An 18,258-nucleotide genomic window follows, 5' to 3' on the forward strand; every position below is an offset into this window, starting at 1 on the left:
GTTGTCCTGTCGGCAGTCGTAAACCTCCTGTCACGAAGGAAGCAAACCACCCAGGTCACCTGGGGTACGCTGGTCAACGACATGTCCGACGACACTCACAAGGCGCCGCGCCCGGGCTACACCCGACGGACCTACCTGCTCGACCGGGAATTCCAGCTCAAGTACATCCTTCTGCTGGCTGGCATCGGTGCGGGCAGCGTGGCGGTGTTCGGAGCCCTGGCGTACCGGCTCCATGCCTCCTCGGTGGACTCCGGCGTGGAAGCGGGTGACTCCATCATGTGGCTCACCGTGCTGGGCTCGGTGGGGCTGGGGGCGCTGTTGGGCCTGTTCGGCCTGCTCTTCACCCATCGGGTGGCGGGCCCCGTCCATGTGATGAGCCTGTATGTCGCCGCGCTGGCCGCCGGGCGCTATCCCCGGCTGCGGCCCCTGCGCAAGAAGGACGAATTGAAGCGCTTCTTCGACCGCTTCAGCGAGGCGGTGGACCGCATCCGCCAGCGCGAGGCGGACGAGGCGCACGCCCTGGAGGGCGCCCTGGCCGCGTTGAAGCCGGTGGCCACCACCCCCGAGGCGCGCGAGGCGCTGGAAACCCTGTCCGCGCTGTGCACGCGCAAGCGTCAAGCAGTGGACAATCCCACCGCGAGCACCTTCAAGTCCGTGGCTTGAAGCCTGCCCCGAGGAGAGCCCGAACAACATGAGCAGACCCCGCATCGTCTTCATGGGCACGCCGGATTTCGCCGTGTCATCGCTCGAAGCCTGTTTCGATCTGGGCGACGTGGTCGCCGTCGTCACCCAGCCGGACAAGCCCAAGGGGCGCGGCAACACGGTGACGGCGCCGCCGGTGAAGGAGCTGGCCGTCGCGCGCGGCGTGCCCGTGTTCCAGCCGGCCAAGCTGCGCACGCCCCCGTTCGTCGAGGAGCTGCGCCGCTTCTCGCCGGATGTCTGCGTGGTGACGGCCTATGGCCGCATCCTCCCCAAGGACATCCTGGAGCTGCCGCCCAAGGGCTGCGTCAACGTGCACGGCTCGCTGTTGCCGCGCTTCCGGGGCGCCGCGCCCATCCAGTGGTCCATCGCGCACGGGGACACCGAGACGGGCGTGTCGCTGATGGTGATGGACGAGGGCCTGGACACCGGCCCCGTGCTCGCGATGAAGCGCCTGCCCATCGGCCCCGAGGACACGAGCGCCACCATGTACCCGAAGCTGGCCGCGCTGGGCGGCGAGGTGCTGCGCGAGTTCCTGCCGGCGTACCTGAGCGGGGCGCTCAAGCCGGTGCCCCAGCCCTCGGAGGGTGTGGTGCTGGCGCCCATCATCGAGAAGGAGGAGGGGAAGCTGGACTTCACCCGTCCCGCCATCGCGCTGGAGCGCAGGCTGCGCGCCTTCACGCCGTGGCCCGGGGCGTTCACGTCGATGGGCGGCAAGCTGGTGAAGGTGCACCGCGTGAAGGTGGCGCAGGGGAAGGGCGCGCCGGGCACGGTGTTGTCCGCGGGCGCGGAGGGCATCGAGGTGGCGTGCGGCGAGGGCTCGCTCGTGCTGCTGGACATCCAGTTGGAAGGCAAGCGGGTGATGAAGGCGGCGGAGTTCCTCACGGGCCACAAGCTGGCCGTGGGCAGCCAGCCGTTCGGCACCTAGTCGATGGCCACGACGAGACGGACTCTTTCGAGTACAGGCGCATGGGTATGAGACTGCTGGTGTTGCACGGGCCGAACCTGAACCTGCTGGGCGTGCGTGAGGGCGGGCGCGGGCTGTCGGACCTGGATGCCGCGCTGAAGGCGCGCGCGAAGTCGCTGGGGATGGAGCTGACCGTCCTCCAGTCCAACCACGAGGGCGCGCTGCTGGACGCGCTCGCCGCCCACCGCGAGAAGGTGGACGGCGTCCTCGTCAATCCGGCGGGCCTGTTCGGCTCGTACGCGCTCAAGGAGGGCCTGGAGTCGGTGGGGCTGCCCGCCATCGAGGTCATGCTGCGGCCGCCCGCGCGCGAGTCCGTGGTGGCCGAGGCGTGTGTCCTCCAGGTGCACGGGGCCGGCGGCTTCGAGCCGTACCTGGAGGCGCTGGAGACCTTCGCCAGCGGCGTCTTCACGCCCGGGAGCGCGAGCAAGGCGCCCGACGGTGACGATGACATCGTCCAGTCCCCGAGGAAGTCCAAGGGCGCGCCCGCGAAGGCGCTGGCGCTCGCTCCGAGCAAGACGCTGGGGCGCAAGGACTCGGAGGCGGATGCGCCCGCGTCGAAGAGCGGCAAGAGCCTTGGGCGCAAGGCCTCCTCGGACGAGGATGACGCTCCGGAGCCCAAGGGCGGCAAGACGCTCGGGCGAAAGGCGTCCTCGGACGAGGACGACGCGCCGGCATCGAAGGGCGGCAAGACGCTGGGCCGCAAGCCGTCCTCGGCGAAGGACGACGCCCCCGAGTCGAAGGGCGGCAAGACGCTGGGGCGGGGGACGAAGTCCGCCTCGGTGACGACGGACCTGCTCACGCGGGCGCTGGTGCACCAGAAGATCTCCGACCGGCTCGCGGGCCGGCTCACCGCCGCGGAGCTGGCCTCCTGGGCGCGCTCCCGCTATGAGGCCCTCCAGCGCGGACTGCCCGCGGAGCAGGGCCAGCGGGCCGTGCTCGAGGAGCAGCTCCAGCGCCTCACGCTGTCCCACCTTCCCTCGACGCGGCTCTCCGATGAGCAGCTCGTGGACCTGATGACCCGGCTCGACGAAGGATGAATCCCCGCGCTCTCGCCATCCTCGTGCTGGCGCGCGTCCGCGCAACGGACGCCTACCTCAACGTGGTGCTGGACACGATGCTGTCCGAGTCACCGCCCAAGGACCCGCGCGACGCGGGCCTCGCCACGGAGCTGACCTACGGCGCCACCCGCCGGCAGCTCGCGCTCGACTACGCCATCACCCGCTTCGCCGACCGCAAGCTGGACGCCATGGAGGACCGCGTGCTCGCGGCCCTGCGCATCGGCGCCTATCAAATCTTCCACACCCGCGTGCCCGCTCGCGCCGCGGTGGCGGAGACGGTGCAGGCGCTCAAGGAGGTCGGCCTCACCCGCGCGGCGGGCTTCACCAACGCCATCCTGCGCAAGCTCGCGGAGCTGCCTTCGCCGCCGCTGCCGTCGCCGTCCGACGTGGCCCACCACCTGTCCGTGCGCGAGAGCCATCCGCAGTGGCTGGTGGAGCGCTGGCTGCGCCAGTTCGGCCGCGAGCGCGCCGAGGCCATGCTGGTGGCCGACAACCAGTCCCCGCCCGTCGTCATCCGCGCCAACACCGCGAAGGTGACGCGCGACGCGCTGCTCACCCAGCTGCAGGAGGTGGGCGTCGACGCGAAGGCCGCCACCGTGTCCCCCGTGGGCATCATCCTGCCGCCGGTGGGCCGCGTGGAGGACGTCTACGGCTACTCGGAGGGCCTGTGGCAGGTGCAGGACGAGGCCGCCCAGCTCGTCGGCGTGTACGGCGCCATCCCCGCGTCCGCCCGCGTGCTGGACGCATGCGCCGCCCCCGGTGGCAAGTCCTGTCACCTGGCGCAGGAGCACGACGTCGTCGCCGTGGACCTGCACGCCCACAAGCTGAGGAAGATCGACGGCGAGGCGAAGCGCCTGGGCCTGACGTCGCGCTTGAAGGCCTACGCGCACGACGCGGCGGAGCCGTTCCCGGAGGCGTGGGGCGAGTTCCACGCGATGCTGGTGGACGCGCCGTGCTCGGGGCTGGGCACGCTGCGCCGTCACCCGGAGCTGCGCTACCGCCGCAAGGAGGAGGACCTCTCGCGGCTGGCCACGCTGCAGCGGCGCATCCTGGAGAACTGCCAGGAGTCGGTGCCGGCGGGCGGGCTGCTCGTCTACGCGGTGTGCACCATGGAGCCGCAGGAGGGGCAGGACCAGGTGGAGATGTTCCTGCGCAGCCACCCGGAGTGGACGGCGGAGCCGCCCGTGTTGCCGGGCCTCAAGCTGCCGCTCACCCAGGCCTACTTGAGGACCCTGCCGGGTCCGGAGGGCTTCGACGGGTTCTTCGCCGCGCGCCTCCGGAAGCTCTACTGAGAGACGCTCAGGCCTCCTCGGTGGCGGGCAGGTTCGCCGCCGCCTTGAAGGCCTCCAGCACCGCCGCCGAGGCGCGGTCCAGGTACTTGCCCTTGCGGATGAGCAGGCCGATGGGCCGCGACACGGGCCCCTCCGCGAAGGGCTTGGCCACCAGCGAGCCGCCCTTTACCTCGCCCTGCGCGGTGGACACCGGGAGGATGGCCACGCCCAGGCCCATCTCCACCGCCCGCTTGATGGTCTCCACGTTGTCCATCTCCATCACCGGGTTGATGTCGATGTTCTTCTCGCGGAAGAGCCGGTCCAGCGCCTTGCGCGTGGGCGCCTCGCGGTCGAACGCGATGAAGGGCACGCCCGACAGCGCCGTGAGGCTCACCTTCGCCTTGGAGGCGAACGCGTGGCCCGGCGCGCACACGACGGCCAGCTTGTCGTCGCGGAAGGGCAGGATGTCCACGCCCGCGCGCGGCTGCGGGTACGCGACGATGCCAATCTCCGCCGCGCCCAGAATCACGTCGTCGTAGACTTGGTCGTTGCGGCGGTAGTTCAGCCGCATGTTGACCTTGGGGTGCGCCTTGAGCAGCTGCTTCTGCACCGCGTTGAGCTCGTGCAGACCCACCGAGTAGATGGTGGACACGGTGCTCGTGCCGGCCACCTCCGTCGCCTGCTCGCGAATCTCCTGCTCCACCTCCGCGAAGCGGGCCAGAATCTCCTTGCAGCCGCGGAACAGCCGCTCACCCGCCGGCGTCGGCGTCACCTGCCGGGCGCTGCGCGACAGGAGCTTCTGCTCGTAGCGGTTCTCCAGCGCGCGAATCTGCTGGCTCACCGCCGACTGCGTGACGTGGTTGAGCTGCGCCGCTCGCGAGAAGGAGCCGGTCTCCACCACATCACAGAACATTTTCAGGGACTCGAGCTGCATGGCCGCTCCCTACTCCCGAACCTAATGGCCTGGCCACTATTAATTAGTCAGCCTACGTCACACCGCCAAATGAGCTAACCCTTCAAGTCGGCCGGCTGTCGGGCGAAAGAAGGACGAGGGCCCCGGAGGGCTGGTGCTCAAGGCGCCTGGGGCGGGACGGGCGGGCGACGACGCACCAGGACGAAGAGGGCGCTGCCCAGGGCGACGAGGGCGCCGCCCGCGAGGCTCTGGAAGCGGCCCAGCTCGTGCGTGGCCTGCTGGAGCAGCTCGCACTCGGGGCCGGACAGCCCCGCGCACTCCAGCGTGCCGAACAGGCCCCTGAGGCCCGCGGCGAGGAGGCCCAGGCCCCCGAGGAGCAGCCCTCCGGCCAGCCCCAGCGCGGCGGCGCGCGGCAGCGAGGGCTTGGGAGGGGGCGGCGGAGCGGAGGGCATGGTGGGAGGGTAGCTATAGCCGCGAGCGGCGGGCGGCTCAACGGGCGAGGGGCAGGCCGCGTATGCTCGCGCACCATGCGAATCCTCTACGGTGTCGTCGGCGAAGGCATGGGCCATGCGACGCGCTCACGCGTGCTCCTCGAGGAGCTCACGAAGAAGCACGAGGTCCACATCGTCGTCTCCGGGCGGGCCCAGGACTACCTGGCCAGGCGCTTCCAGAACGTGCACGGCATCTGGGGGTTGACCCTGGCGTACGAGGGCAACTCGGTGAAGAAGTGGCAGACGGTGCTGCAGAACCTCACCGGCGCGGTGAAGGGCTGGCCGCAGAACGTGCGCCAGTACTTCGAGCTGGTGGACGACTTCAAGCCCGACGTCGTCGTCAGCGACTTCGAGTCCTTCAGCTACCTGTTCGCGCGCACCCACCGGCTGCCCGTCATCAGCGTGGACAACATGCAGGTCATCAACCGCTGTCAGCACGAGCCGTCGCTGCTGGCCGGGTACGAGGACAGCTTCGAGACCTCGCGCGCCATCGTGAAGGCGAAGCTGCCGGGCGCCTTCCACTACCTGGTGACGACGTTCTTCTACCCGCCCGTGCGCAAGCGCCGCACCACGCTGGCCCCGTCGATCCTGCGGCCCGAAATCATCGAGGCGAGGTCGGAGCCCGGCGAGCACCTGCTCGTCTACCAGACGTCCACCACCAACACCGCGCTGCCGGACATCCTCAAGGCCGCGGGCATCCCCTGCCGCGTGTACGGGCTGCGAAGGGACCTCACCGAGGACCTGGTGGACGGCAACCTCACGTACCGGCCGTTCAGCGAGAAGGGCTTCATCGACGACTTGCGCACCTCCCGCGGCGTGGTCGCCAGCGGCGGCTTCACGCTGATGAGCGAGGCCGTCTACCTGCGCAAGCCCGTGCTGAGCATCCCGCTGGAGGGCCAGTTCGAGCAGATCATCAACGCCCTGTACCTGGAGAAGCTGGGGTACGGGATGTACGTGAAGACGCTGACGGTGGACGCGCTCAAGGAGTTCCTTTCGCGCGTGCCGCGCTGCCAGCAGGCGCTCCAGGGCTACGAGCAGGAGGGCAACACGAAGATGCTCACCGCGCTCGAGGAGCAGCTCGCCCTGGCGTACGAGCACCGGGGGCACTGGGCCATGGAGATGGCCCAGGACTGACGCCCCGCGCGGCGCCCCTGTCAGTGCAGGGGCACGTCCTGGTTGTTGTTGCGCTCCGCGGCCCTGCGCGACAGCTCGGTGAGCCAGGAGCGGGTGAGGGGCGTCTGGCTGTCGACGCCTCGGTGCGCGTCCTGGCTGCTGCTCTGCGGGAGCAGCCGGTTGGCCCAGGCGAGCAGCGTGGCGGTGAGCTCGGGCGCGAGCGCGCGGCCCACCGCGCCCAGCTTCGCGGCCGCGCCCACCAGCACCTCCGCGTCGCCCCGACGGCAGCCGTCCAGGATGAGGCGCGCGGAGCGCTCGGCGCTCACGGAGACGCCGGGCAGCGAGTCGCTGATGGAGAACCACGCGTACTCCGCCTCGTGCTGGCCCTTGAAGCGCGCGTTGAGCGGGCTGCCGGTGCGCATGAGGCCCGGGCACACGGTGGTGACCCGGATGCCGTCCTGGCGCAGCTCCGCGCGCAGTCCATCCGACAGGCCCACCAGCGCGAACTTGCTGGCGGAGTAGGGCAACAGGTGCGGCACGCTGAGCCTGCCGCCCACGGAGGCGATGTTGACGATGCGCCCCTCGCGCCGCTGCTTCATCGCGGGCAGCACCGCGAGCGTCGTGTACAGGGGGCCCCACAGGTGCGTGTCCACCGCGTCCTCGAAGTCCTCCACCGTCATGGACTCCATCGGCCCCACCTGGATGGTGCCCGCGTTGTTGATGAGCACGTCCACCGCGCCCCAGTGCTCCAGCACCGCGCCCACCATCGCCTCCACCTGCACGGAGTCGCGCACGTCGCACGGCAGCGCGAGCACCTCGCCGCCCTCGCGCTCCAGCTCCTCGAGCGCCCGCTCCAGGGACTGCGTGTCGCGGCCGCACAGCGCCACGCGCGCGCCCTCGCGCACCAGCTGGCGGCAGAGCACCAGCCCCAGCCCGCGCGAGCCGCCGGTGACGAGCACCGTGCGCCCCTCGAATGAATAGCGCGGGCGTCTGAGGAGCCCGCGCAGCCCCAGCGCCGCGCCGATGCCGGCCGCCGCCAGCGTGCCGGGGGTGAAGCGCGCCGCCGTCCTGTTCTTGCGCCAGTCCGCCATGAGGTGACCTCCGGGAAGCCTTCAGGGCGCGGGAGCCGCGGCCGAGGTGTCGTACTGGGTGAAGCGCTCGAGCAGCGGGCGCACGCGCCGGGCCGCGTCCTTGCCGCACAGGTGGTGGCGCAGCCGCCCGTCCGCGTCGAAGACGAGCCACGCGGGCGTCTGCTTCACGCCGTACGCGCGGGCCATGGAGCCGTCATCCACGGCGATGGGGTAGACCAGCCCGTGCTCGCGCGCGAAGGCCTCCACCGCGTTGGTGTCTCGCAGCTCGCTGGCGGAGTGGGTGACGTCCACGCCGATGACCTTCAGCCCGCGCGGACCGAACTCCGCGAGGAAGCGCTGCAGGGACGCGAAGTCGTTGGCGTCCGCGTCCTCGGCCAGCGAGAAGAAGTGGAGGAGCACCGGCAGCTCGTCCAGCTCCGAGACGTGGACGGGCGCGTTGATCCACCCGCCATCCGGGTCCAACAGGGTGAGGGGAATGTCATGCGTGGGCATACGGGCTCCCGCGAAAGGGGCTGGGACTTGAGGGACGCTCCTCAAGCTATGCATCCCCCAACGCCCGCCCGGACCGGGGTGCCGGCCGCCTGCCCGGAGCAGAACGTCCGGCGCGGCTGTCGCTGGACGGCAGGCCCTCCGAGAGGGCAGACAGTCGCTCTCATGCGCATCCCCGATTTCAAGCTGGAGCGGTACTTCGCGCGCTGGGAGTTCGCCGCGCCCTACACGCTGTGCTCCTCCGACATCGAGGGCTGGAAGATGAAGGAGCTGCTGGCGCTCGCCGACCCGGACGCGCTGGGGCGCTGGGAGGCGCTCACGCTCGGCTACACGGAGGCCCCGGGGCTGCCCGCGCTGCGCGACGAAATCGCCACGCTCTACCCGGGCCTGTCGTCGGACGAGGTGCTGACCTTCGCGGGCGCCGAGGAGGCGGTGTTCATCCTGATGAACGTGCTCTTGGGTCCAGGCGACCACGCCGTCGTCACCTGGCCGGGCTACCAGTCCCTGTACGAGGTGGCGCGCGCCACCGGCGCCGACGTGACGCTGCTGCCCCTGCGCGAGGATGACGGCTGGGCGTTCGACGTGGAGGCGCTTCGCCGCGCGCTCACGCCGAGCACGAAGCTGGTGGTGGTGAACTTCCCCCACAACCCCACCGGCGCGCTGCCGGACCTGGCCACGTTCCAGGCGCTGTGCGCGCTGTGCGACGAGCGCGGCATCCACCTGCTCTCCGACGAGGTGTACCGGCTGCTGGAGCACGACGCGTCGGCGCGGCTGCCCGCGGCCGTGTCGCTGTCGCCGCGCGCCTTCAGCCTGGGCGTCATGTCCAAGGCCTTCGGCCTCGCGGGGCTGCGCGTGGGGTGGCTCGCCTGCCGCGACGTGGACGTGCTGCGCCGGTGCATGGCGTACAAGGACTACACGACCATCTGCAACAGCGCCCCCAGCGAGGTGCTCTCCCTCATCGCCCTGCGCGCCAAGGAGCGCGTGCTGGCGCGGAGCCGCGCGCTGCTCGCCTCGAACCTGGCCCTGCTGGACGACTTCTTCGCGCGCCACGCGGACACGTTCCACTGGGTGCGTCCGCGCGCCGGCAGCGTGGCCTTCCCGCGGCTGCTCCGAGAGCAGCCCGTGGCGCACTTCACCGACGCGCTCGTCCAGCGCGAGGGCGTGCTGCTGCTCCCCGGAGACGTCTATGACTTCCCGGGCAATCACTTCCGTCTCGGCCTGGGGCGCACCAGCCTGCCCGAAGCCCTGTCACGCCTGGAGCGCTTCGTCTCCGACACCCGGTGAGACAACACACGTGTGACAGAGGGCGACGCATTGCGTCAGGTTTTGCGCCGGGTTCACGGTTTCCGTGTTCTCGACCTTTTACACCCCGAGACTCTAGAGTGGACGCTCCCCTGTCCGGTCCCCCACCCGACGGGCAGCTCCCCCACTCCGAGCCGGAGGCGTTCCACGATGAAGAAGCTGATGGGTACGGCGGTTGCCGCAGCAACGCTGTTGTTCGGTACGCAGGCCTTCGCGACCGACTACACGCTGTGGATTCACGGACGCAACGGTGGAACCACGCAGGCGGGCAACTACGCCGACTTCAGCTACTGGGGACCGGCCGGCACCGCGGCGGGCGTGAACAAGAAGGCGGTGAACTGGAACGGCAAGGAGCGCATCGGCGGGCAGAACGCGCGCATCCGCGACGCGCTCGACTGCTTCTGCACGGGCAACAACTGGTGCTACATCGCCGTACACAGCGCGGGTGATTTGCAGATTGGCTATGCGCTCGCCATGTATGGGACGAGCCAGCGCACCAAGAAGAACGCGTCGCCCAACGCGAGCGGCGTGTGTGGCAACACGGACGGCTCCACCCAGACGGGCTGGAACATCCGCTCGGTGCGCGTGGCGTCCGGCGCCGGCGGCGGCAGCGAGCTGGCGGACCTGGGCGAGTGGGCGGTGAGCGAGCCGCTGGTGAGCGACCTGGTCACCACCACGGCGCGCACGATGTACAACCACAACGTCACGGCGGACGTGAAGTTCTACATGTACGCGGCCTCCAAGGGCACGCTGTACTCGGGGCTCCTGCCGGGCCAGGACGACGAGGCGGTGGCGTACCACTCGACGGGCGGCGTGTCGGGCAGCGCCGGCAGCTCGCTGTGCAACCCCGGTGACTGGTTCTGCGGCGGCACGCTGACCACGGGCACGGGGAAGACGAGCAACGGCCTGGCCAAGTGGCTCAACCACGACGTGAAGCTGCGGGACGACGGCGAGTCGTTCAATCACTACGCCAACGGGAACTGGGGCGGCATCGTCGCCAAGGTTCGCGAGGCCGTCGTGGCGGAAGCGAAGTAGGGACGTCGCCGCGAAGCACGCATGATGCCCGCCCGCCCTGAGTCCGCTCGTGTCTCCCTCCCGCGCCGTCTCGGGGGGGGCTTCGTGGTGATTGCGTTGGCGCTCGGAGGCGCGGCGTGGTGGCGATGGAGCGTGAGGTCCGGGCAGGGGGACGCTGACGTGGCGTCCGCCACTGCGCAAGCCGCCTGGAGGGGCTCGCCGGCCGGCCCCGCGTCCAGGATGGAGCGCATCGGTGACGGCGTGGGGCTGGCACAGGGGCCGTCGCCGAATGCGCAGGGCACGCACGTGTCGGTGGTGAACCTGGAGCAGCGCGAGCGCCTGGCCCGGCGGGAGCTGTGGGCCGAGCGACTGGCGCGGGCGAAGGAGACGCTGGAGTCGTACGTGGCCTCCACGCGATATCCGCCGCAGTCCCGCTCCATCCGCGACCATCCGGACCAGGTGGTGCTCGCCGAGCCGGAGCGCACGCGTCCGCTGAGCCGCGAGCACACCGACGTGCAGCTGCGGCTCAAGCAGGACCGGGTGTTCGTGGTGGGTGACGAGGTGGTGCTCTTCTCCGTGTCCTGTGAGGACGCGCACCGCGCGCCGAGGCCGTGCGAGGTGCTGTCCGCCACCGCGCGCGAGGCCGACCACATGCCGGGCGCGGGGGGCATGCCCGCGGTGCCGGTGGCCTTCACGGACGACGGCGCGGCGGGTGACGCGCTCGCGGGGGATGGTGTCTTCACCGGGCGCTTCCAGCCGTCGAAGCAGGGCTTCCCGCTGTACTCGGGCACGCTGCGCGTGGACGTGCAGGTGCGCTCGGGGCGCGCGGAGGGGTCGGCGTTCCTGGACATCCTCTACACGCCGACGCCGCCCGCGGTGCTCACGGGCAAGGTGCGCGAGGTGGTGGAGGATGGCTCGCTGTCCTTGTACCTGGGCATCGACGTGCGCAAGGCGGGGCGGTACGTCGTCGCCGGTCGTCTGGACGACGAGAGCGGCGAGCCCTTCGCGCACGTGTCCTTCAACGAGGAACTGAAAGAGGGTGCGCGGGAGGTGAAGCTGACCGTCTTCGGCAAGCTCGTGCTCGACGACGCGCCCACGTTCCCGCTGCAGCTGCGCGACGTGGAGGGCTTCCTGCTCAAGGAGTCCGGAGACCCGGACCGCGAGCTGATGGCCACGAAGCGTGGCTATCTGCACACCACCCAGGTGTATCCGTCGTCCGTGTTCTCTCCCTCGGAGTGGCAGGGTGAGCAGCGCCTGCGCTACATCGACGAGTACCAGCGCCAGGTGGACGAGGCCCAGCGGGAGTACGACGCCACCTTCGAGGAGCCGAGCGAGAAGCGGCCTTGAGGGAGGGACGGGCCTGCCGCGAACGGCAGGCGTCGCCAGCGGCCCGGTGGGCTCGAGGCCGCGCGTGACGCGGCGGTTCGCGAGCTTCAGGTCGAGGTCGGCTCCGTGCCGCGCTCGGAGGCGGAGGGCTCGCCCAGGAGGTCGGCCTGGGCCACGGCGGGCTCGACGAAGACCGACTGCTCCGTGAGCGACGCCACCTGCTGCGAGAGCGCCTCGGCCGAGGCCTCGGTGACGACGCCCGGCGAGGCAAACGAATCAAGCGACGTCGCCGTGTCGACGGGCTGCGCGTCCGGCTGGAGCTCCACCGACTCCGCCACCACGTCCACGCCCTGCGCGCTCATCGCCGCGCTGACGGGCACGCTGGCCGCCGCGGGGTTCGCCGCGAGCGAGCCCATGACGCCCGCGAGCGCCGCGTCCCCCGGGCCGATGTCCTCCGGCACCATGTCGCCCAGGTCATCCAGGTCCGCGAGGAACTCGCTCGGCCCCGCCGGACGCACCGACGCGTCCATCCACTCCGCGGCCGCGTACCTCCCCGCGTCCAGTCCATCCGCGCCGCCCACCGCGTCCTCGAACCCGTCCATGTGCAGGTCGAGCGCCGGGTGCACCGGCCCCCACGCGTTGCCCGGCGGGTCCAGCATGGAGAGCAGATCCTCCGGCGCATCCACGCTGGGCGAGGACGTGTCCAGGTTCTGCAGCTCCCACGCGGCCTCGTCCGGCGACAGGATGTCCGAGGCATCCGGCACGCTCGCGCCCCCGCGACGCGACGACGGCCCCACCGCGTTGCCCGAGTCGCGAGGCGCGCCCAGCGACGAGGGAAGCTGCGAGCCCAGGCGCTGCGCGTAGCGGGGCGCGGCGGCCTCGAAGGAACTCTCACCGGAGAAGACGCGCAGGGCGGCGTGGTCCAGCTCGCGCGTGTCGCCCGGCTCCATGTCCGCCGACTCCAGCGAGGCGAGGAGCGCGTCGGCGCCGTCCGCGCCGTCCACCTGGAAGTCACTCTCGTCGGAGAACCCCCGGCGCACCTTCTCCACGGCCTCGAGCGACTCGCCAGGCTTCGTGGGCGCCACGGAGCCCACGTCCGCGTCCAGCGACGTGCGCCGCAGGGACGACAGGATGCTCGAGGACAGTCGGCGGATGGATGTCATCTGTCACCTCCCGGGACGCACGACGGGCTGCATCCGTATTGTCGGTTCTCCCACGGAGAAGTTGCCAGGGGACGGGGGGAGCGCGCCCATCACCTGGGGGGTGCACCCCCCTTGGGCTGGTCAACAATCGCGAGCCCCGGGCGCTTGCAACGTCCGCCAGCGAACGAGTGCGGGGCGCGCGCCGAGGTCCCCTGGCACTCAGGTCCCAGCCGTCACACAAAGAGAGGTATCCGTAGTGGGTGCCCACCTGGGGATGGGCGCTGGCCTCCCGCTTGCTGGGGGAGGGCCCGAGGAGGCGGTGTCATGCTGCGTTTCGAGAGCGCGGGACAGACCCATATCGGTCGCCGGCCCCACAACGAGGACTCCTACTGTGTCCTGCCGGAGCTGGGGTTGTACGTGGTGGCGGATGGGCTGGGTGGGCAGGAGGGCGGCGAGGTCGCCAGCCGCTGTGTGGTGGATACGTTCGCGGGCCTGGGCCAGCGATGGGAGCGGGAGCACGAGGCGGCGTGGCCGGAGGTGGCCGACCCCCGGCGCACGCGCGAGGAGAACCTGTTGGCGGCGTGCTCACAGCTCGCCCAGGCCAACCTGCGGGCTCAGCGGGTGGGCCGGCTGGCGGAGATGGCCTCCACGGTGGTGGCGCTCGCGGTGGGGCGGGACGGCGCGGCGGTGGTGCACGTCGGCGACAGCCGCCTGTACCGCCTGCGGGGTGGCCAGCTGGAGTCGCTCACCCGCGACCACTCGTTCATCGAGGAGCTACGCGACGTGGGCATGGAGCCCCCCGGCGGCGCCTCCAACTGGCGGCACCTCATCACCCGGGCGCTGGGCACCGACAACGCGGAGCCCACGCTCCAGCGGCTGCATGCCCAGCCCGGCGACGTCTTCCTCCTGTGCTCGGATGGCCTCTACGAGCCGCTGGGCCTGGAGGGGCTGACTCGCAGGCTGTGTCTGTCCTCGGCGCGTGAGGTCTGCGACGCGCTGGTGGCGGATGCCTTCGAGGCGGGGGGCAAGGACAACATCACCGCCGTCGTCCTGCGCGTGGCCGACGCGTGAGAACACGTCAGTGAAGGTGGGAGGGTCAACCGGGGGCTCCCGGGTCATCCTCGCCTTACTGCGAAATCCCCGGATGTTGCGGTAGGGTGGGCCCTCCCGGTGGCGCTCCCATCCGGGGCCCTTCCCCCTCTCGTCCGACATCGCAGCGCATGACGCACAGCCTCGCCGCTCGTCTGACCGCCGCCATCACGCTGGTCATCCTGGTCCTCACCGCGCTGTGCGTGACGTTCACGGGCGTCGTGCTGCGCTCCCGGATGGACACGGAGCTGGCGCATTCCCTCACCCAGGACGAGTCCGCCTGGAGCCGGCTGGTGGCCCAGGAGGGCCGCACGCTGCGGGTCCTCCTGCGCAGCGCCGCGGCGAACGCCCGGCTGCGGGAGTTGTTGTCCGGGCCCACGTTGGACTCCGCCGCGCTCCAGGCCTTCGCCAAGGAGCAGCAGGCGCTGGTGTCGGTGGAGCTCTTGCTCATCACCCGGCCCGAGGGTGAGCTCGTCGCGGGCTCGTACGCGGGCGCGCTGCCCGCGCTCGTGGGGATGGTGAAGTCCGGCACGCCGGGCGTGCTGTTCGTGGGGGAGACGCCGTACTGGGCGGTGTCCCGGCCGGTGGAGGTGGACGGGCGCGGCGTGGGGCACCTGGTGCTCGGCAGCCGGTTCGACGACGCGCCGCTGAAGGACCTGCGCAACCAGCGGGGCGTGGAGCTGGTGCTGCACGCGGGCTCGCGGCTGGTGGCGCGCTCGGTGGACACGGTGTCGCCGGAGGCGTTGCTGGCGGCGGTGGACGCGGCGGAGGGGGAGGGACGGGTGGAGGTGGAGGACGTGAGCTTCCGCGTGGCGCGTCAGCCGGTGGGCGCGGGGCTGGAGCTGGTGCTCGCGCGGGACGAGAGCACGGAGGCGTCGCGCTTCACCACGGCGGTGGTGCTCATCGTCGGGTTGGGGTTGTTCACGGCGCTGGCGGCCGGCGGCATCATCTTCCTGTTGGTGCGGCGGATGACGGGCCCCTTGCGGGAGCTGACGGCGGCGGCGGCGCGGGTGGTGGCGGAGGGCGACTTCCGGGGCACGCTGGAGGTGCACTCGCGGGATGAGATTGGTCAGCTGGCGTCGTCCTTCGCGGAGATGATGGTGCAGCTGCGCTCGCTGCTGATGGCGCTGAAGGGCTCGGCGGAGCAACTGGAGGCCGCGGCGTCGCAGCTCACCGACTCCGCGACGGTGCAGAACGAGGCGGTGTCCCAGCAGGCGGTGGCGCTGCACGAGACGCAGCTGGCGGCGCAGCAGCTCCAGGAGAGCTCGCGCGCGGCGGCGAAGCGGGTGGAGACGATTCAGCGCGAGGCGGAGAAGGCGAGCGGCTTCGGTCAGGCGGGCGAGGCGGCGGTGTCCGGCAGCGTGGGCGGGCTCACGCACATCCGCTCGCATGTCGAGCAGATCGGCCGCACCATCTCCGAGCTGCATCAGCGCACGCGGCTGGTGGGCGACATCACCCGCACGGTGAAGGACCTGGCGGACCAGTCCAACGTGCTCGCGCTCAACGCGTCCATCGAGGCGGCGCGCAGCGGGGACCAGGGCCGGGCGTTCTCGGTGGTGGCGCGCAACATGCGCTCGCTGGCGGACCAGTCCGCGGGCGCGACGACGCGGGTGCAGGGCATCCTGGGCGACATCGGCCGGGCCATCTCGGACGCGGTGCGCATCAGCGAGGGCGGCGCGCGCGAGGTGGAGGGTGGCCTGGAGCAGGTGCGCGCGGCGGGTGAGAGCCTGCGCTCGCTGGCCGGCATCATCCAGAGCAATGGCCAGACGGTGAAGAGCATCTCGGACGCCGTGCGCCAGCAGGACGCGGGCATCGCGGAGCTGTTCGCCGCGCTCAGCTCCATGGCGGACGTGGCGGACCAGATTGTCGACCGCATGGCGGAGAGCGAGCAGGCCGCCATCCAGCTCTCCGCCGCGTCGGGCGAGCTCTCCGCCATCGTCGGCCGCTACCAGATTTGAGGGGCCCGCAGGCCCGTCGAGCGGCTCGCCCCCCTGTGGGCTGCTCCGTGCGTCGAGGCGGGAGGCCGCTGATGGGCGGGACGAGGAGCGGCTCACCCCCACCGCTCGCAACCGGAGGCGTGGTGCTCCGCTTGGCGAGGCGCGGGCGGGCCGCGTGAGGCGCGACGGCCCCCGTGCGTGAACGAGGGGCCGAGGCGCGGGCGCTCAGCCCAGCTCGCCGCCGTCGATGGCGTGCGCGGCGCCCGTGATGGCGCCCGCGGCGTCCGAGGCGAGGAACAGGCACAGCGCGGCCACCTCCTCCGGCTGGACGATGCGGCCCATGGCGTTCATCGACGCCAGCGCCTCGCGCGCCTGCTCTCCGCTGCGGCCCGTCGTCTGGGTGATGGCCGCCGTGGCGTTGGAGAACATGTCCGTCTCCACCCAGCCCGGGTTCACCGCATTCACCGTGATGTTCTTCTTGGCGTACTCCACCGCCAGCGCGCGCGTCAGGCCCAGGAGGGCGTGCTTGGAGGCGCAGTACGCGGACGTGTACTTCATGCCGCGCACCGCGGCCATGGAGCCGATGTTGATGACGCGGCCGCCGCCCTCCTTGGCCATGGCGGGCATCAGCTCCCGGCAGAGGATGAAGGGCGCCGTCACGTTGATGGCCATCACCCGCGCCAGGTCTTCGGTGCGCGTCTTGGTGAGCGGCGCGGACACGGTGATGCCCGCGTTGTTCACCAGCACCCGGGGCGCGCCCTCCGCGAGGATGGTCTTCGTCGCGGCCATCAGCGCGTCCTCGCTCGCCACGTCCACGACGAGCGGCCGGACGCCCTCGCCGCCCTCCTTCGCGAGCGCCTCGAGTGCATCCGCCGCGCGGGCCAGGGCCCAGACGCGATAGCCCTCACGCGCGAAGGACAGCGCCACGGCGCGGCCGATGCCCCGGCTCGCACCCGTCACCACCACGGTCTTCTGGGTCGTCGTCATGGCGCGCGAGCCTAGCGCCCCCGGCGTCGACAAGGGGCACGTCTTCACCTGCGTTTCGCAGCCCGTCAGTGCCAACAAGCCCTCGCCCCGTTTGACGCTCCCCGAGGCGGGCACTAGGACGGCGCCATGGCACGTGCGGACATCACGGACTTGTTCCGGCTCGACGACCTGCTGTCCCCCGAGGAGAAGGCCGCGCGCGACACCGTGGCCGCCTTCGTGGACCGCGAGGTGCTCCCCATCATCGGCGGACACTTCCGCGACGGCACCTTCCCCGTGCACCTCATCCCCCAGCTCGCGGAGATGGGCGTGCTGGGCGCGAACCTGCACGGCCACGGCTGTGCGGGGATGAACACCGTCAGCTACGGCCTCATCCTCCAGGAGCTGGAGCGCGGTGACTCGGGGCTGCGCTCCTTCGCGTCCGTGCAGGGCTCGCTGTGCATGTTCCCCATCCACGCGTACGGCAGCGACGAGCAGAAGGAGCGCTTCCTGCCGGCCATGGCGCGAGGCAGGAGCATCGGCTGCTTCGGCCTCACCGAGCCCGACTTCGGCTCCAACCCCGGCGGCATGCGCACCCGCGCGCGCAGGGACGGCGACGGCTACGTCCTCAACGGCACCAAGACGTGGATTACGAATGGCGCCATCGCCGACGTGGCCATCGTCTGGGCGAAGACGGACGACGGCGGCCCCGAGTCCGTCCGCGGCTTCCTCGTGGAGAAGGGCATGCCCGGCTTCAGCGCGCGGGACATCCCCGGCAAGTTCTCCCTGCGCGCGTCGATTACCAGCGAGCTGTCCTTCCAGGACGTGCGAGTCCCCGCGCGCAACGTGCTGCCCGGCGTGGTGGGCCTGCGCGGTCCGCTGTCGTGCCTCAACAACGCGCGGCTGGGCATCGCCTTCGCCGTCACCGGCGCCGCCATCGCGTGCTTCGAGGGGGCTCGCGAGTACGCGCTGTCACGCGCGTCGTTCCACGGCAAGCCCGTGGCCGGCTACCAGCTCACGCAGGAGAAGCTGGCGGACATGCTCCAGGACATCGTGAAGGCGCAGCTGGTGGGCCTGCGCGTGGCGCGCCTCAAGGACGAGGGCAAGGTGACGCCCGTCATGGTGAGCCTGGCCAAGCGCAACAACGTGAAGAGCGCGCTGGAGATTGCCCGCGTCGCGCGGAGCATCTACGGCGCCAATGGCATCACCGACGCGTACCCGCCCGTGCGCCACATGCTGAATCTCGAATCGGTCTTCACCTACGAGGGCACCCACGAGGTGCACACGCTGGTGTTGGGCAAGGCCATCACCGGCCTCGACGCGTTCGACTGAAAGGCCTCCGCGCCAGGCACCTCCCCTCGTTCCGTTGGGAAGAGGGGAGGGCCTCGTGCGC

17 protein-coding genes are annotated in these 18,258 nt (G+C 71.2%); 11 read left to right on the forward strand and 6 right to left on the reverse strand.

The annotated features are described in order from the left end of the window. Positions 1 to 81: 81 nt before the first annotated feature. Genes AC6JA9_RS07885 through rsmB form a run of 4 tightly spaced genes read left to right on the forward strand, consistent with a single transcriptional unit; the run spans position 82 to position 4,016 of the window. Positions 82 to 663 carry a hypothetical protein gene (locus AC6JA9_RS07885; RefSeq protein ID WP_046711492.1) on the forward strand — a complete coding sequence of 194 codons (582 nt, stop codon included), beginning with the start codon at positions 82 to 84 and terminating at the stop codon, positions 661 to 663. A gap of 28 nt (positions 664 to 691) precedes the next feature. Further along, the gene (gene fmt, locus AC6JA9_RS07890; RefSeq protein ID WP_074949816.1) at positions 692 to 1,627 is read left to right on the forward strand and encodes a methionyl-tRNA formyltransferase; all 936 of its coding nucleotides are present in this window, start codon (positions 692 to 694) and stop codon (positions 1,625 to 1,627) included. A gap of 41 nt (positions 1,628 to 1,668) precedes the next feature. Continuing rightward, the gene (locus AC6JA9_RS07895; protein ID WP_497959369.1) at positions 1,669 to 2,703 is read left to right on the forward strand and encodes a type II 3-dehydroquinate dehydratase; all 1,035 of its coding nucleotides are present in this window, start codon (positions 1,669 to 1,671) and stop codon (positions 2,701 to 2,703) included. Next, positions 2,700 to 4,016 carry a 16S rRNA (cytosine(967)-C(5))-methyltransferase RsmB gene (gene rsmB / locus AC6JA9_RS07900; protein WP_267697713.1) on the forward strand — a complete coding sequence of 439 codons (1,317 nt, stop codon included), beginning with the start codon at positions 2,700 to 2,702 and terminating at the stop codon, positions 4,014 to 4,016. Before AC6JA9_RS07895 ends, rsmB begins: the two co-directional genes overlap by 4 nt. A 7-nt stretch (positions 4,017 to 4,023) precedes the next feature. Here rsmB and AC6JA9_RS07905 read toward each other — a convergent pair whose 3' ends face one another. Both AC6JA9_RS07905 and AC6JA9_RS07910 read right to left on the reverse strand, forming a co-directional pair. Then, a complete protein-coding gene (locus tag AC6JA9_RS07905) occupies positions 4,024 to 4,929 on the reverse strand; it encodes a LysR family transcriptional regulator (RefSeq protein WP_046711496.1) in 906 nt (301 codons plus the stop codon). 137 nt (positions 4,930 to 5,066) lie between these two features. Continuing rightward, positions 5,067 to 5,360, reverse strand: coding sequence for a hypothetical protein (locus AC6JA9_RS07910; protein ID WP_473566409.1), 294 nt, complete (start codon positions 5,358 to 5,360; stop codon positions 5,067 to 5,069). Positions 5,361 to 5,435: 75 nt separating this feature from the next. On the opposite strand from AC6JA9_RS07910, the gene AC6JA9_RS07915 reads away from it, so the two are divergent. After that, entirely contained in the window at positions 5,436 to 6,533 is a 1,098-nt protein-coding gene (locus AC6JA9_RS07915) for an MJ1255/VC2487 family glycosyltransferase (RefSeq protein ID WP_408891666.1), read from the forward strand. 20 nt (positions 6,534 to 6,553) lie between these two features. Here AC6JA9_RS07915 and AC6JA9_RS07920 read toward each other — a convergent pair whose 3' ends face one another. After that, entirely contained in the window at positions 6,554 to 7,603 is a 1,050-nt protein-coding gene (locus AC6JA9_RS07920) for an SDR family NAD(P)-dependent oxidoreductase (protein ID WP_223784859.1), read from the reverse strand. 21 nt (positions 7,604 to 7,624) lie between these two features. After that, the gene (locus AC6JA9_RS07925; RefSeq protein ID WP_141332529.1) at positions 7,625 to 8,095 is read right to left on the reverse strand and encodes a TlpA disulfide reductase family protein; all 471 of its coding nucleotides are present in this window, start codon (positions 8,093 to 8,095) and stop codon (positions 7,625 to 7,627) included. 162 nt (positions 8,096 to 8,257) lie between these two features. On the opposite strand from AC6JA9_RS07925, the gene AC6JA9_RS07930 reads away from it, so the two are divergent. From AC6JA9_RS07930 to AC6JA9_RS07940, 3 genes are all read left to right on the forward strand, one after another. Further along, positions 8,258 to 9,376 (forward strand): aminotransferase class I/II-fold pyridoxal phosphate-dependent enzyme, encoded by a 1,119-nt coding sequence (locus AC6JA9_RS07930; RefSeq protein ID WP_497959370.1) that lies wholly within the window; start codon positions 8,258 to 8,260, stop codon positions 9,374 to 9,376. Between the two features lie 168 nt (positions 9,377 to 9,544). After that, on the forward strand, positions 9,545 to 10,429 hold the full coding sequence (locus tag AC6JA9_RS07935) for a hypothetical protein (protein ID WP_223746429.1): 885 nt from the start codon (positions 9,545 to 9,547) through the stop codon (positions 10,427 to 10,429). A gap of 21 nt (positions 10,430 to 10,450) precedes the next feature. Beyond that, positions 10,451 to 11,755: a choice-of-anchor X domain-containing protein gene (locus AC6JA9_RS07940; protein ID WP_370640319.1), complete on the forward strand. Its 1,305-nt coding sequence runs from the start codon at positions 10,451 to 10,453 to the stop codon at positions 11,753 to 11,755. A gap of 86 nt (positions 11,756 to 11,841) precedes the next feature. Here the strand turns inward: AC6JA9_RS07940 and AC6JA9_RS07945 are convergent, their stop codons facing one another. Next, the gene (locus AC6JA9_RS07945; RefSeq protein WP_223784860.1) at positions 11,842 to 12,897 is read right to left on the reverse strand and encodes a hypothetical protein; all 1,056 of its coding nucleotides are present in this window, start codon (positions 12,895 to 12,897) and stop codon (positions 11,842 to 11,844) included. A 303-nt stretch (positions 12,898 to 13,200) separates the two neighbouring features. On the opposite strand from AC6JA9_RS07945, the gene AC6JA9_RS07950 reads away from it, so the two are divergent. Both AC6JA9_RS07950 and AC6JA9_RS07955 read left to right on the forward strand, forming a co-directional pair. Then, the gene (locus AC6JA9_RS07950; RefSeq protein WP_194869534.1) at positions 13,201 to 13,947 is read left to right on the forward strand and encodes a PP2C family protein-serine/threonine phosphatase; all 747 of its coding nucleotides are present in this window, start codon (positions 13,201 to 13,203) and stop codon (positions 13,945 to 13,947) included. A gap of 149 nt (positions 13,948 to 14,096) precedes the next feature. Further along, positions 14,097 to 15,923: a methyl-accepting chemotaxis protein gene (locus tag AC6JA9_RS07955; RefSeq protein WP_223746431.1), complete on the forward strand. Its 1,827-nt coding sequence runs from the start codon at positions 14,097 to 14,099 to the stop codon at positions 15,921 to 15,923. Between the two features lie 204 nt (positions 15,924 to 16,127). Here the strand turns inward: AC6JA9_RS07955 and AC6JA9_RS07960 are convergent, their stop codons facing one another. Beyond that, positions 16,128 to 16,889, reverse strand: coding sequence for an SDR family NAD(P)-dependent oxidoreductase (locus AC6JA9_RS07960; RefSeq protein ID WP_223746432.1), 762 nt, complete (start codon positions 16,887 to 16,889; stop codon positions 16,128 to 16,130). A gap of 126 nt (positions 16,890 to 17,015) precedes the next feature. Here AC6JA9_RS07960 and AC6JA9_RS07965 point away from each other — a divergent pair, with 126 nt between their 5' ends. Continuing rightward, complete coding sequence (locus tag AC6JA9_RS07965) at positions 17,016 to 18,197, forward strand: acyl-CoA dehydrogenase family protein (RefSeq protein ID WP_223746433.1); 1,182 nt, start codon at positions 17,016 to 17,018, stop codon at positions 18,195 to 18,197. The last annotated feature ends 61 nt before the right edge of the window (positions 18,198 to 18,258 follow it).

The organism is Myxococcus sp. MH1 (assembly GCF_059738865.1).

Bases quoted from the DNA above. Each gene is read 5' to 3' on its own strand.
- AC6JA9_RS07885 (WP_046711492.1), top strand. From the start codon at position 82: ATGTCCGACGACACTCACAAGGCGCCGCGCCCGGGCTACACCCGACGG.
- fmt (WP_074949816.1), top strand. From the start codon at position 692: ATGAGCAGACCCCGCATCGTCTTCATGGGCACGCCGGATTTCGCCGTG.
- AC6JA9_RS07895 (WP_497959369.1), top strand. From the start codon at position 1,669: ATGGGTATGAGACTGCTGGTGTTGCACGGGCCGAACCTGAACCTGCTG.
- rsmB (WP_267697713.1), top strand. From the start codon at position 2,700: ATGAATCCCCGCGCTCTCGCCATCCTCGTGCTGGCGCGCGTCCGCGCA.
- AC6JA9_RS07905 (WP_046711496.1), bottom strand. From the start codon at position 4,929: ATGCAGCTCGAGTCCCTGAAAATGTTCTGTGATGTGGTGGAGACCGGC.
- AC6JA9_RS07910 (WP_473566409.1), bottom strand. From the start codon at position 5,360: ATGCCCTCCGCTCCGCCGCCCCCTCCCAAGCCCTCGCTGCCGCGCGCC.
- AC6JA9_RS07915 (WP_408891666.1), top strand. From the start codon at position 5,436: ATGCGAATCCTCTACGGTGTCGTCGGCGAAGGCATGGGCCATGCGACG.
- AC6JA9_RS07920 (WP_223784859.1), bottom strand. From the start codon at position 7,603: ATGGCGGACTGGCGCAAGAACAGGACGGCGGCGCGCTTCACCCCCGGC.
- AC6JA9_RS07925 (WP_141332529.1), bottom strand. From the start codon at position 8,095: ATGCCCACGCATGACATTCCCCTCACCCTGTTGGACCCGGATGGCGGG.
- AC6JA9_RS07930 (WP_497959370.1), top strand. From the start codon at position 8,258: ATGCGCATCCCCGATTTCAAGCTGGAGCGGTACTTCGCGCGCTGGGAG.
- AC6JA9_RS07935 (WP_223746429.1), top strand. From the start codon at position 9,545: ATGAAGAAGCTGATGGGTACGGCGGTTGCCGCAGCAACGCTGTTGTTC.
- AC6JA9_RS07940 (WP_370640319.1), top strand. From the start codon at position 10,451: ATGATGCCCGCCCGCCCTGAGTCCGCTCGTGTCTCCCTCCCGCGCCGT.
- AC6JA9_RS07945 (WP_223784860.1), bottom strand. From the start codon at position 12,897: ATGACATCCATCCGCCGACTGTCCTCGAGCATCCTGTCGTCCCTGCGG.
- AC6JA9_RS07950 (WP_194869534.1), top strand. From the start codon at position 13,201: ATGCTGCGTTTCGAGAGCGCGGGACAGACCCATATCGGTCGCCGGCCC.
- AC6JA9_RS07955 (WP_223746431.1), top strand. From the start codon at position 14,097: ATGACGCACAGCCTCGCCGCTCGTCTGACCGCCGCCATCACGCTGGTC.
- AC6JA9_RS07960 (WP_223746432.1), bottom strand. From the start codon at position 16,889: ATGACGACGACCCAGAAGACCGTGGTGGTGACGGGTGCGAGCCGGGGC.
- AC6JA9_RS07965 (WP_223746433.1), top strand. From the start codon at position 17,016: ATGGCACGTGCGGACATCACGGACTTGTTCCGGCTCGACGACCTGCTG.